At 54.2% G+C, this 12,732-nt stretch carries 15 protein-coding genes; 2 read left to right on the top strand and 13 right to left on the bottom strand.

The window, feature by feature from the left end:
* From UR289_RS16210 to fkpA, 9 genes are all read right to left on the bottom strand, one after another.
* The coding region (locus UR289_RS16210; RefSeq protein ID WP_127357877.1) for a GTP-binding protein at positions 1 to 660 on the bottom strand (660 nt) is incomplete at its 3' end.
* Positions 661 to 729: 69 nt separating this feature from the next.
* Positions 730 to 2,844 (bottom strand): elongation factor G, encoded by a 2,115-nt coding sequence (gene fusA, locus UR289_RS16205; RefSeq protein WP_033146789.1) that lies wholly within the window; start codon positions 2,842 to 2,844, stop codon positions 730 to 732.
* Between the two features lie 96 nt (positions 2,845 to 2,940).
* Entirely contained in the window at positions 2,941 to 3,411 is a 471-nt protein-coding gene (gene rpsG / locus UR289_RS16200) for a 30S ribosomal protein S7 (protein ID WP_004106370.1), read from the bottom strand.
* Between the two features lie 96 nt (positions 3,412 to 3,507).
* Entirely contained in the window at positions 3,508 to 3,882 is a 375-nt protein-coding gene (rpsL, locus tag UR289_RS16195) for a 30S ribosomal protein S12 (RefSeq protein ID WP_000246815.1), read from the bottom strand.
* A 124-nt stretch (positions 3,883 to 4,006) separates the two neighbouring features.
* Positions 4,007 to 4,294: a sulfurtransferase complex subunit TusB gene (tusB, locus tag UR289_RS16190; protein WP_033146790.1), complete on the bottom strand. Its 288-nt coding sequence runs from the start codon at positions 4,292 to 4,294 to the stop codon at positions 4,007 to 4,009.
* A gap of 7 nt (positions 4,295 to 4,301) precedes the next feature.
* The gene (gene tusC, locus UR289_RS16185) at positions 4,302 to 4,661 is read right to left on the bottom strand and encodes a sulfurtransferase complex subunit TusC (protein ID WP_033146791.1); all 360 of its coding nucleotides are present in this window, start codon (positions 4,659 to 4,661) and stop codon (positions 4,302 to 4,304) included.
* Positions 4,661 to 5,047 carry a sulfurtransferase complex subunit TusD gene (tusD, locus tag UR289_RS16180; protein ID WP_320710901.1) on the bottom strand — a complete coding sequence of 129 codons (387 nt, stop codon included), beginning with the start codon at positions 5,045 to 5,047 and terminating at the stop codon, positions 4,661 to 4,663. Before tusD ends, tusC begins: the two co-directional genes overlap by 1 nt.
* Complete coding sequence (locus UR289_RS16175; RefSeq protein ID WP_014171909.1) at positions 5,047 to 5,769, bottom strand: transcriptional regulator; 723 nt, start codon at positions 5,767 to 5,769, stop codon at positions 5,047 to 5,049. Before UR289_RS16175 ends, tusD begins: the two co-directional genes overlap by 1 nt.
* A 166-nt stretch (positions 5,770 to 5,935) precedes the next feature.
* A complete protein-coding gene (gene fkpA, locus UR289_RS16170) occupies positions 5,936 to 6,754 on the bottom strand; it encodes an FKBP-type peptidyl-prolyl cis-trans isomerase (protein ID WP_023309460.1) in 819 nt (272 codons plus the stop codon).
* A 238-nt stretch (positions 6,755 to 6,992) separates the two neighbouring features.
* Between fkpA and UR289_RS16165 the strand changes: the two genes are divergently transcribed.
* Positions 6,993 to 7,211 (top strand): protein SlyX, encoded by a 219-nt coding sequence (locus tag UR289_RS16165; RefSeq protein WP_023309461.1) that lies wholly within the window; start codon positions 6,993 to 6,995, stop codon positions 7,209 to 7,211.
* A 197-nt stretch (positions 7,212 to 7,408) separates the two neighbouring features.
* Here UR289_RS16165 and slyD read toward each other — a convergent pair whose 3' ends face one another.
* The 4 genes from slyD to kefG all read right to left on the bottom strand — a co-directional run bounded on the left by slyD (position 7,409) and on the right by kefG (position 10,661).
* Positions 7,409 to 7,993: a peptidylprolyl isomerase gene (gene slyD, locus UR289_RS16160; RefSeq protein ID WP_114979375.1), complete on the bottom strand. Its 585-nt coding sequence runs from the start codon at positions 7,991 to 7,993 to the stop codon at positions 7,409 to 7,411.
* Between the two features lie 94 nt (positions 7,994 to 8,087).
* On the bottom strand, positions 8,088 to 8,288 hold the full coding sequence (locus tag UR289_RS16155) for a YheV family putative zinc ribbon protein (RefSeq protein ID WP_033146793.1): 201 nt from the start codon (positions 8,286 to 8,288) through the stop codon (positions 8,088 to 8,090).
* 13 nt (positions 8,289 to 8,301) lie between these two features.
* A complete protein-coding gene (kefB, locus tag UR289_RS16150) occupies positions 8,302 to 10,107 on the bottom strand; it encodes a glutathione-regulated potassium-efflux system protein KefB (RefSeq protein ID WP_048976248.1) in 1,806 nt (601 codons plus the stop codon).
* Positions 10,107 to 10,661 (bottom strand): glutathione-regulated potassium-efflux system ancillary protein KefG, encoded by a 555-nt coding sequence (kefG, locus tag UR289_RS16145; RefSeq protein WP_021242220.1) that lies wholly within the window; start codon positions 10,659 to 10,661, stop codon positions 10,107 to 10,109. The genes kefB and kefG overlap by 1 nt, the downstream gene beginning before the upstream one ends.
* 135 nt (positions 10,662 to 10,796) lie before the next feature.
* On the opposite strand from kefG, the gene UR289_RS16140 reads away from it, so the two are divergent.
* Positions 10,797 to 12,701, top strand: coding sequence for an ABC transporter ATP-binding protein (locus UR289_RS16140; protein WP_033146795.1), 1,905 nt, complete (start codon positions 10,797 to 10,799; stop codon positions 12,699 to 12,701).
* Positions 12,702 to 12,732 lie beyond the last annotated feature (31 nt).

Below are 12,732 nucleotides of genomic sequence, written 5' to 3'. Positions count from 1 at the left end.
GGAGAATACGTCTTCGATTGGCAGCAGGAATGGCTTGTCAATCGCACGCTCTGGTTCTGGGATGTAAGAATCCAGGAAGCCAGCCAGTTCGATGATTTTCGCTTCCCACTCAGCTTCGCCTTCCAGCGCTTTCAGAGCAGAACCACGAACGATTGGAGTGTCGTCGCCCGGGAAATCGTACTGAGACAGCAGTTCACGAACTTCCATCTCTACCAGTTCCAGCAGCTCTTCGTCATCAACCATGTCACATTTGTTCAGGAACACGATGATGAAAGGAACGCCTACCTGACGACCCAGCAGGATGTGCTCACGAGTCTGAGGCATTGGGCCGTCAGTCGCAGCAACAACCAGGATCGCGCCGTCCATCTGCGCAGCACCGGTGATCATGTTTTTAACATAGTCGGCGTGGCCTGGGCAGTCTACGTGTGCGTAGTGGCGAGTCGGGGTGTCATATTCAACGTGGGAAGTGTTGATGGTGATACCACGTGCTTTTTCTTCTGGTGCGTTATCGATCTGGTCGAATGCACGAGCAGAACCACCGTAGGTTTTAGCCAGAACGGTAGTGATTGCAGCAGTCAGGGTAGTTTTACCATGGTCAACGTGGCCGATAGTACCAACGTTGACGTGCGGTTTTGTACGTTCAAATTTTTCTTTAGACACGGCTATATTCCTTACTATAGTGCTCTCCCCTGTGGAGAGAGCACGGGACTTAGGTTTTAATCCTGTGGATTACTTACCACGGGCTTCAATAACGGCCTGAGCAACGTTGTTAGGCGCATCATCATACTTCAGGAATTCCATGGTGTATGATGCACGACCTTTGGTCAGAGAACGCAGCTGAGTTGCATATCCGAACATTTCAGACAGCGGAACTTCAGCGTGGATCTTAACGCCAGTTACTTCGGATTCCTGACCACGCAGCATACCGCGACGACGGCTCAAGTCACCGATAACGTCACCGGTGTTCTCTTCAGGAGTTTCTACTTCAACCTTCATGATTGGCTCAAGCAGAACTGGTTTTGCTTTCTTAAAGCCTTCTTTAAAGGCAATAGACGCAGCCAGTTTAAACGCCAGTTCAGAGGAGTCAACGTCGTGGTAAGAACCGAAGTGCAGACGAACACCCATGTCAACAACCGGATAGCCAGCCAGAGGGCCCGCTTTCAGCTGTTCCTGGATGCCTTTATCAACGGCTGGGATGTATTCGCCAGGAATTACACCGCCTTTGATGTCGTTGATGAACTCGTAACCTTTCGGGTTAGAGCCCGGCTCCAGTGGGTACATGTCGATCACAACGTGACCGTACTGACCGCGACCACCAGACTGCTTAGCGTGTTTACCTTCAACATCGGTAACTTTCGCGCGAATCGCTTCGCGGTAAGCAACCTGAGGTTTACCCACGTTCGCTTCAACGTTGAATTCACGCTTCATACGGTCAACGATGATGTCCAGGTGCAGTTCACCCATACCAGCGATGATGGTCTGGTTAGATTCTTCATCAGTCCATACGCGGAATGATGGGTCTTCTTTCGCCAGACGGCCCAGAGCCAGACCCATTTTTTCCTGGTCAGCTTTGGTTTTTGGTTCAACTGCGATGGAGATTACCGGCTCAGGGAATTCCATACGCTCCAGAATGATCGGGTGATCCGGGTCACACAGGGTGTCACCAGTGGTCACGTCTTTCAGACCGATAGCTGCAGCGATGTCGCCCGCACGAACTTCTTTGATCTCTTCACGTTTGTTAGCGTGCATCTGTACGATACGGCCAAAACGTTCACGCGCCGCTTTCACGGAGTTCAGGATGGTGTCACCGGAGTTAACCACACCAGAGTAAACGCGGAAGAAGGTCAGGTTACCCACGAATGGGTCGGTAGCAATTTTGAACGCCAGTGCAGAGAATGGCTCTTCGTCGCTTGCGTGACGCTCAGCCGGAGTATCTTTACCGTCGTCCAGGATGCCGTTGATCGCAGGAACGTCAACTGGGGATGGCAGGTAGTCAACTACCGCATCCAGCATCGCCTGAACACCTTTGTTCTTGAACGCAGAACCACAGGTTACCAGGATGATTTCGTTGTTCAGAACGCGCTGACGCAGAGCTTTTTTGATCTCTTCTTCAGTCAGTTCTTCACCACCCAGGTATTTCTCCATCAGCTCTTCAGAAGCTTCAGCAGCGGATTCGATCAGGTTCTGGTGCCATTCGTCAGCCAGGTCCTGCATTGCAGCTGGGATATCTTCGTATTCGAAGGTAACGCCCTGGTCTGCATCGTTCCAGTTGATGGCTTTCATTTTCACCAGGTCGATAACGCCGGTGAAGCCTTCTTCAGCACCAATTGCCAGCTGCAGCGGAACAGGGTTCGCGCCCAGACGGGTTTTGATCTGGCCAACAACTTTCAGGAAGTTAGCACCCATACGGTCCATTTTGTTAACGAACGCGATGCGTGGAACTTTATATTTGTTCGCCTGACGCCATACGGTTTCAGACTGTGGCTGAACACCACCAACTGCGCAATAAACCATTACCGCGCCGTCAAGAACACGCATGGAACGTTCTACTTCGATGGTGAAGTCAACGTGCCCTGGGGTGTCGATGATGTTTACGCGATGCGGTTCGTACTGCTTAGCCATACCTGACCAGAATGCAGTAGTCGCTGCGGAGGTGATAGTGATACCACGCTCCTGCTCCTGTTCCATCCAGTCCATGGTGGCTGCGCCGTCATGAACTTCACCGATTTTATGGTTTACACCGGTGTAGAACAGAATACGTTCGGTAGTAGTGGTTTTACCGGCGTCGATGTGCGCACTGATACCGATGTTACGGTAGCGTGCGATGGGTGTTGTACGAGCCATTTGATTCCTCGTTTATATCTTTAGGCGTTCAGTTAAGTTACCCAGAGCGGGCGGCTTCTCTGAAGCGCCCGCCTGGTGACTAATACTCCGAAGGGATTACCAACGGTAGTGTGCGAACGCCTTGTTGGCTTCTGCCATACGGTGAACGTCTTCACGTTTCTTAACTGCAGTACCTTTGTTGTCTGCAGCATCAGAAAGTTCGTTCGCCAGACGCAGAGCCATGGATTTATCACCGCGTTTACGAGCAGCTTCAACGATCCAACGCATTGCCAGAGCATTACGACGAACCGGACGAACTTCAACTGGAACCTGATAAGTAGAACCACCAACGCGGCGGGACTTAACTTCTACGGTTGGGCGAACGTTGTCGAGAGCGACTTCGAAAGCTTCCAGTTCATTTTTACCAGAACGCTGAGCCAGGGTCTCAAGCGCGCTGTATACGATTGCTTCTGCAGTAGATTTTTTACCATCTACCATCAGGATATTTACAAATTTTGCCAGCAGTTCTGATCCGAATTTCGGATCTGGAAGAATTTTACGCTGACCAATAACGCGACGACGTGGCATGGGAATACTCCGTTGTTAATTCAGGATTGTCCAAAACTCAAAGAGTTTAGTTTGACATTAAGATAAATCAGTTTGGCCTTACTTAACGGAGAACCATTAAGCCTTAGGACGCTTCACGCCGTACTTGGAGCGAGCCTGCTTACGGTCTTTAACACCTGAGCAGTCGAGCGCACCACGAACGGTGTGGTAACGAACACCCGGAAGGTCTTTAACACGACCGCCACGGATCAGGATCACGGAGTGCTCCTGCAGGTTGTGACCTTCACCACCGATGTAGGAAGTCACTTCGAAACCGTTAGTCAAACGCACACGGCATACTTTACGCAGTGCGGAGTTTGGTTTTTTAGGAGTGGTGGTATATACACGAGTACATACGCCACGTTTCTGCGGGCAGGCTTCCAGCGCAGGCACGTTGCTCTTTGCAACTTTGCGTGCGCGTGGTTTGCGTACCAGCTGGTTAACTGTTGCCATTAAATAGCTCCTGGTTTTAGCTTTTGCTTCGTAAACACGTAATAAAACGACCTCATACAATATGAGGACGCGAAATTTTAGGGCTACGTCGAAAAGGTGTCAAGAAATATACAGCGATCTCAAATCACCAGTTCATTTGACTGGCGTGCGTCACAGTAAGATTGACGAAATCAGTATAGCCAACCACGTCAATTTTGGCTGAAATTTGACCAGAAAGACCCCGCGCATCCAGATCGTCCTTCAGCGCAGAGACTGTTATGGGGGCATTCGTGAGAATTTCAACGAAACGACTGCCGTCCAGTGCGGCAAGCACACCATCCTGAATCAGCAGCAGGTCATCACCTTCGCGCAGCATACTCAGTAACGCGTCGATATCACATTGCCACGGTGAATGGCTCAGAGTATGGAGCATGTCAGCCTCAGAAAGTCAGAACGGTGTCGTAGTGGGAAAGGTGTTCGCGCAATGCAGCAGAAGACAAGACTGTCACATCCAGCACGAAAGGCGTTGCCTCGTTTAGGCCGCGCGCAGCCAGGGAGTCGGCACAGACATAGAAGGTTTCGATATCGTAAAGCGGTAACACTTTGAACGTCGCGATGTAATCACGCGCCAGAATGGCCTGAGGCTGTTGCCCCGCCAGAAGCTGAAATACGCCGTCGCCCAAAAAGAAGACACCGATATCTTCGGTCAATGCTGAGGTCGCGAGCAGCGCATCCAGCCCTTCTCTGCCGGACGCATTGCCGTGCGGTGCGGAGGAAAAAACAAACGCGACACGCTTCATCAGAATTGCACCACTCTGTCGCAGGTTAATGCCGCCTGTGCCAGTGCACCCAGGCCACTCAACGAAAAGCCGGGCTGCAGGTTAGAACCCGATAAACCAAGACGTGCGGCTTCGGTTGCATCGGTCACCCCGCGACGCAGTGCCGCCGCCACGCAGATGTGCAGTTCTACGCCCTGCTTTTCGTTTAATGCCTGCCAGGCGCGCACCAGATCGAATTCGTCGCTCGCCGGTGACATAAACTGATTCGCGTTATACACCCCTTCCCGATAGAAGAAGACGCTCACTAGCTCATGTCCGGCCGCCAGTAGCGCATGCGCAAACTGCAGCGCGCTGCTGGCCTGCTGAGTGCCGTACGCCGGGCCTGTCACCATTAACGCAAAACGCATTACTTGTCTTGTCCCTGGAAATCGCCGCTTTTGAACTGGCGAATATAGAGGTAGACCGTGTGCTTGGAGATGTTCAGACGATCGGCCACCTGGTTGATGGCGTCTTTAATATCAAAAATCCCTTTTTCGTAGAGATTGAGCACGATCTGGCGATTCTTGGCGTTGTTCGAGACGTTGCGATCGGCATTCACCTCTTCAATCGTAAACTCAAGCGTCTGGGTCACCAGATCTTCAACGGAGGAGGCAAAGTTAACAGAAGAGCCAACGTCCGGCGTTTCTGGTGGAATAAAGGTGCTCATGATTTGCGAGAATGGCACATCAAGGTTCATGTTGATGCACAGCAGCCCAATAACACGATGCTCGCGGTTTCGAATCGCGATGGTTTCTGATTTCATCAGCACGCCGCTTTTGGCGCGGGTGAAATAGCATTTTGAGACGCTGCTGTCCGCGCCGGTCATGTCATGCAGCATACGCAATGCAAGGTCGGTAATTGGCGAACCAATTTTACGGCCAGTATGCTCACCATTCGCAATGCGGATGGCGGAACACTTCAGATCTTGCAGGGAGTGCAATACGATTTCGCAGTGGGAGCCAATGAGCATCGCTAACCCGTCCACTACCGCTTCGTAGGATTTCAGAATATCGAAGTCGGTCTGATCGAAAGGACGTTGATCCAGCAAATCAAGTTCACTGGTTTCGTTGGTTAAAAGCGACCTGGACATGAAAAAAACACTCCTTTTCAGGAGCCTGTCGTTAGGTTTTCAGGGCAGGCTCATTATCTACACGGACAACTAAATTAATACAGCGTGCGTAGCGCTTTCCAGTGTTAATTATATCTGCCCCACAATAAAAAAACCGCCGCCTGAAAGGCGGCGGTTTTTTTCAACATTACTTCTTAGCAGCAGCGGCTTTATCGTCAGCCGGTGCGTCTGCTTTCGCATCCGCTTTCGGTGCCGGTTTGATATCCAGCAGCTCTACGTCAAAGACCAGCGTAGAGTTGGCAGGGATACCCGGAACGCCGGTTTTGCCATAGGCCAGATCCGGTGGGATAACCATCTTGATCTTGCCGCCTTTCTTGATGTTTTTCAGGCCTTCAGTCCAGCCAGGGATCACACCATCCAGACGGAAGGAGAGCGGCTCACCGCGGGTGTAAGAGTTATCGAACTCTTTACCGTCGATCAGCGTACCTTTGTAGTTCACAACAACGGTGTCGCTGTCTTTAGGCGCATCGCCGGTGCCTTCTTTCTCAACTTTGTACACCAGGCCGGTAGAAGAGGTTTTCACACCTTTCTCTTTGGCAAAGGTATCGCGGTAGGCTTTGCCTTTCGCTTCGTTGTCTTTAGCGTCCGCGTCCATCTTGGTCTGCGCGGCACCCTTCACGCGCGCTTCGAACGCCTGCAGAGTCTGTTCAATTTCCTGGTCAGACAGCTTGCTCTTATCTGCAAATGCGTCCTGAACGCCCGCGATCAGCTGAGCTTTATCCAGTTTGATGCCCAGTTTCTCTTGTTCTTTCAGAGAGTTTTCCATGTAGCGACCCAGAGATGCGCCCAGTGCGTAGGCGGATTTCTGGTCGTCATTTTTGAACGCCGCTTTGCTGTCTGCAGTGGCAGCAGGCTTCGCAGCAGTATCAGCAGCGAATGACAGCGGCGCGTTCAGCGCAACAGCCATCGTCGTCGCCAGCAGCGTTACTTTAAACAGTGATTTCATCCATATCTCCAGGGCCTGGGGACTCTCACCCCAGCGTTAAACGTAAATGAGTTACGTACTATAAAACGTTGCGGAAGAAATCTACAGACAGACACTTCCAATTCTCGCCACTTTTCAGACTATTTTTGTTTAAATAAGTTTCCTGCCAAGGGGATGCGGACTGTACTTAAGGATAAACTCAGTTAAACTGCGCCGCCGCAGGGCCATTATGGCGAATCTGAAATAAACGAGGTGAATGATGAAGGATACAGCAATAGAAGCGAGAATGGCTGAGCTGGAAAGCCGCCTGGCTTTTCAGGACATCACCATCGAAGAGCTAAACCAGACCGTGACCGCACATGAGCTCGAAATGGCAAAACTGCGGGATCATATGCGCCTGCTGACGGAAAAGCTGAAGGCCACGCAGCCGTCAAACATTGCCTCTCAGTCAGAAGAGACGCCACCTCCTCATTATTGAGGCGTAAAAAAAGCGGGATTATCCCGCTTTTTTTGTGCCCGGTGGCGCGAAGCTTACCGGGCCTACATACCAAATACCCTATGGATTTCGAGTCGCAGGAAGGCGGCAAGCTTGAAAACCCCCGGGAGCATAGATAACTATGTGACCGGGGTTTGAAAGCGCAGCCAACGCACCTGCGGCTTGAAAGACGACGGGTATTAGTGGCAACCGCAGCCGCCGTTACCGCAACCACCTTTACCGTGGTCGTGACCATGGTCGTGATCGTGGCCACCGCAGCAGCCGTCGTGGCCGTGATCGTGGTCATGGTCGTGACCGTGCGCACCGTGAACGTGGCCATGAGCCAGCTCTTCTTCGGTAGCTTCACGGATCGCAACAACTTCTACGTTGAACTTCAGGTTCTGGCCAGCCAGCATGTGGTTACCGTCAACCACGACGTGGTCATCTTCCACTTCGGTGATTTCAACAGGAACCGGGCCCTGGTCAGTTTCAGCCAGGAAGCGCATGCCAACCTGCAGTTCGTCAACGCCCATGAACACGTCTTTAGGAACGCGCTGAACCAGGTTGTCGTCATACTGACCGTAAGCGTCGTTCGCGCCTACAGCAACGTCAAATTTGTCGCCAACTTCATGACCTTCCAGCGCGTTTTCCAGGCCAGAAATCAGGGAACCGTGACCATGCAGATAGTCAAGCGGCGCACTCACCGGAGACTCATCAACCAACACACCGTCTTCTGTACGTACCTGATAGGCCAGGCTGACCACCAGGTCTTTTGCTACTTTCATGATATCTCCTGAGCGTGGGAAAATTGCTGGCGCAGATTGTAGCGGAAATCTGCACCCGTGTACCCTTTAGCTTAAAAAAACTCAGGGCATATCGCTAGTCCGGATGAAAAATCCCGATAACTTGCTCTTCTTTGCGAACGTGATCGCGGGCCTCTTTATCGGCCTCACGCATCTGGTGACCGCACTTAACACACTCAACAACATCAACATTATTTTCCCGCCACATCGCCAGGGTATCTTGCGCCTGGCAGGTCGGGCATTTGGCACCCGCGATAAAGCGTTTACGTACAGCCATCTTTCGTTACCCTTTATTCAAATTCATCCCAGCCATCAAGCTGGCGTCGTTCCTGTTGCATCTCTCGCTGGAAGATCTCCTCCAGCTCGCGACGCGCTTCCCGCACGCGGGAGATCTGCGCCGTATCGGTATGTACCGGCATCAGCTCGCGCAACATCCGCATATCCAGCCGGCGGAAGTGCATCTGGGCGCGCTGCGCCTGATGCGGATGCATGCCAAGCGAGATCAGCGCCTTACGGCCCAGCTCCAGCGCACTGGAGAACGTCTCACGGGAGAAGTGTTTCACACCCGCCTGCAACAATTCGTGAGCTTCAACACGTCCCCGCGCGCGCGCCAGAATATGCAGATGCGGGAAATGCTGCTGGCACAGATCCACCAGCTTCATCGTGTCTTCCGGATCGTTACAGGTAATCACGATGGACTCTGCCGCTTCCGCCCCCGCCGAGCGCAGCAGCTCGAGCTGGGTCGCATCGCCGTAGTAAACCTTGTAGCCATATTTACGCATCAGGTTGACCGCGCTGATATCCCGCTCCAGTACCGTAATGCGCATTTTGTTCGCCATCAGCAGGCGTCCAATCACCTGTCCAAAACGGCCAAAGCCCACCACAATCACCTGCGGCTTATCGTCTTCCACCCACGGCGCTTCGTCTTCATCGTCATTTGGGTTCAGGCGACGCGACAGCAGTTTATCCACCAGCTTCATCAGCAGCGGCGTGGTCATCATAGACAGCGTGACCGTCACCAGCAAAAGCGCCATCTGATCGTCTTTAAACAGCTTCTGGGAGGATGCGGTCGAGAACAGCACAAACGCGAACTCGCCTCCCTGGCTTAACACGCTGGCAAACTGCATGCGTTCCGAACTGCGCAGCCCGTAGATACGTGACATGACGTACAGCACCAGCATCTTCACCGCCACCAGGATGGCGACGCTCACTACTACCCACAGCAGATGGGTATAGAGCACGCCAAGGTTGAGCGCCATCCCCACAGAAATAAAGAACAGGCCTAGCAGCAGCCCTTTGAAGGGATCGATGGCAATTTCCAGCTCGTGCCGATACTCGCTCTCCGCCAGCAGCACCCCGGCGATGAAGGTCCCGAGCGCCATCGACAGCCCCAGCGCGTCCATAAACAACGCAGATCCCAGCACCAGCAGCAGCGTCGCGGCGGTAAACACCTCGCGAACGCCAGACGCGGCAATAAAGCGGAACACGGGACGTAGCAGGAAACGACCGCCAATCAGCATGCCCGCGAAGGCCAGCACCTTCATGGCGATTTTAGCCCAGTCGAAGTGATCGTCCCCGGACCCCGCCAGCAGCGGCACCAGCGCCAGCGCCGGGATCACCGCCAAATCCTGGAACAGCAGCACCGAAAAGCCCAGCTGACCGGCTTCGTTGCGATTCATCCCTTTATCGCGCATCAGCTGCAGCGCCATCGCCGTCGACGACATCGCAAGGCCTATCCCGCCAATCACCGCCGCCTGCCATGAAAAGTGGGTCAGCATTAACAGGCCACCCAGGATCGCGGCGCTGAACAACACCTGCGCGGCGCCCACGCCAAAGATAGAGCGTCGGAGCTGCCACAATTTCGAAGGATTCAGCTCCAGGCCGATGATGAACATCAGGAACACCACGCCCAGCTCGGAGAAATGGAGGATCTCATCGACATCGCTGATGAATCCCAGCCCCCAGGGACCAATCGCGATCCCCGCCAGCAGATACCCCAGCACCGCACCGATACCAATACGGGCTGCAAGCGGCACCGCGACGACGGCCGCAAATAAAAACAGCACCCCGGCGAGGAGTAAATTCGATCCTTCCATTAACGACCTCCTGCCGGAATGGGCGACGCCAGCCATTCACCGTAGGCTCTGGCGTGGCTTGCCAGCTCTTTCGGATCCTGACGCCGCGCCCAGTAGACAATAATCGGGCTCATCCAGTGCATACGGCACATGGCCGCCGTCAGCTCGAAAGGCCTGAGGATATCGCTCATCGGATAGCGGTTCAGCCCGTCGTGACGGTAAGCGCTTTCGGGTTCACCGGTCGTAATCACACTACGCCAGTACTTTCCCGCCAGCTGGTTGCCCCCCACCCCGCTGGAGAAGCCCCGGCTCAGCACGCGGTCCAGCCACTCTTTCAGCAGTGCCGGACAGCTATAGGTATAAAGCGGATGCTGGAACACAATCACGTCATGCTGACGCAGCAGCTCCTGCTCGTAAGGGATATCAATAAAGAAATCAGGGTAGTGTGCGTAGAGATCGTGCACCGTTACGTTACTAAGCTGTGTGGCCGGCTTAAGCAGCACCCGGTTTGCCACCGAGTCCTGAGATTCCGGATGGGCATACAGCAGCAGCACTTTTGCTGTCTGAGACATCATTCCCCTCCCGGTCTTGTTTCTGTTTTTGTGTATCGTCGCTGTTTTGGGCTACCATGGCGGCCCGGTGCGGAAAATGGCCCACACCTTACATTATCATAATGACAAATTAACATAGTCGGAACATACGGCGCTTCTATGATTGTTTTCTCCTCGTTACAAATTCGTCGCGGCGTGCGCGTCCTGCTGGATAACGCCACTGCTACCATCAACCCGGGCCAAAAAGTGGGTCTGGTCGGCAAAAACGGCTGCGGTAAATCCACCCTGCTGGCGCTGCTGAAAAACGAGATTAGCGCGGATGGCGGTAACTTTACCTTCCCGGGGAACTGGCAGCTCGCCTGGGTAAACCAGGAGACGCCGGCGCTGAGCGAACCGGCACTCGACTATGTTATCGACGGCGACCGTGAATACCGCAAGCTCGAAGCGGAACTTCATTCTGCTAACGAGCGCAACGACGGTCACGCCATCGCCACCGTTCACGGCAAGCTGGACGCCATCGACGCGTGGACCATTCGCTCCCGCGCCTCCAGCCTGCTGCACGGCCTGGGCTTCAGCAACGAACAGCTGGAACGCCCGGTCAGCGACTTCTCCGGCGGCTGGCGTATGCGCCTCAATCTGGCGCAGGCGCTGATCTGCCGCTCTGACCTGCTGTTGCTCGACGAACCGACCAACCACCTCGATCTCGATGCGGTTATTTGGCTGGAGAAGTGGCTCAAGAGCTATCAGGGCACTCTGATTCTGATCTCCCACGACCGCGACTTCCTTGACCCGGTGGTGGATAAAATTATTCATATCGAACAGCAAACGATGTTCGAGTACACCGGCAACTACAGCTCCTTCGAGCGCCAGCGCGCGACGCGTCTCGCCCAGCAGCAGTCCATGTACGAAAGCCAGCAGCAGCGCGTCGCGCATCTGCAGAGCTTCGTGGATCGCTTTAAGGCCAAAGCCTCAAAAGCCAAGCAGGCCCAGAGCCGCATCAAGATGCTGGAACGCATGGAGATGATCGCCCCGGCGCACGTGGATAACCCGTTCCACTTCAGCTTCCGCGAGCCGGAAAGCCTGCCTAACCCGCTGCTGAAAATGGAAAAAGTCAGCGCTGGCTATGCCGACCGCATTATTCTCGACTCCATCAAGCTCAACCTGGTGCCGGGTTCCCGCATTGGCCTGCTGGGGCGTAACGGCGCCGGTAAATCGACGCTGATCAAACTGCTGGCGGGCGAGCTTAACCCGGTCAGCGGTGAAATTGGTCTGGCGAAGGGCATCAAGCTGGGTTACTTCGCCCAGCATCAGCTGGAATTTTTACGCGCGGATGAATCGCCAATTCAGCACCTAGCGCGTCTTGCGCCGCAGGAGATGGAGCAGAAGCTGCGCGACTATCTCGGCGGCTTCGGCTTCCAGGGCGATAAGGTGACTGAAAACACCGAGCGCTTCTCCGGCGGCGAAAAGGCCCGTCTGGTGCTGGCGCTGATCGTCTGGCAGCGCCCGAACCTGCTGCTGCTCGATGAACCGACCAACCACCTGGATCTCGACATGCGTCAGGCGCTGACCGAAGCGCTGATTGAGTTCGAAGGCGCGCTGGTGGTGGTTTCGCACGACCGTCACCTGATCCGCTCCACCACGGACGATCTCTATTTAGTGCACGGCGGCAAAGTCGAACCGTTCGACGGCGATCTGGAAGACTATCAGCAGTGGCTGACGGACGTGCAGAAGCAGGAAAACCAGCCGGAAGAGTCAGCGAAAGACAACGCCAACAGCGCGCAGGCGCGTAAAGATCAGAAGCGCCGTGAGGCGGAGCTGCGCACCCAGACGCAGCCCCTGCGTAAAGAGATTACCCGTCTCGAAAAAGAGATGGAAAAACTCAACGCCACGCTGGCTATCGTTGAAGAGAAGCTCGGCGATAGCGGCCTGTATGACCAGAGCCGCAAAGCGGAGCTGACCGACTGCCTGCAAACCCAGGCGAAGACCAAATCCAGTCTCGAAGAGTGCGAGATGGCCTGGCTCGACGCGCAGGAACAGCTGGAAGCGATGCTGCAGGCTGACTGACCTGTTTACCCCGTTTGAAGAATAGAATCCG

Origin of the sequence: Enterobacter sp. 302C9 (genome assembly GCF_034106085.1) — a bacterium.
GTDB classification, from domain to species: Bacteria; Pseudomonadota; Gammaproteobacteria; order Enterobacterales; family Enterobacteriaceae; genus Enterobacter; species Enterobacter asburiae_B.
The sequence above is the reverse complement of the archived record's forward strand: the minus strand, read 5'-3'. Positions and strand labels throughout refer to the sequence as shown.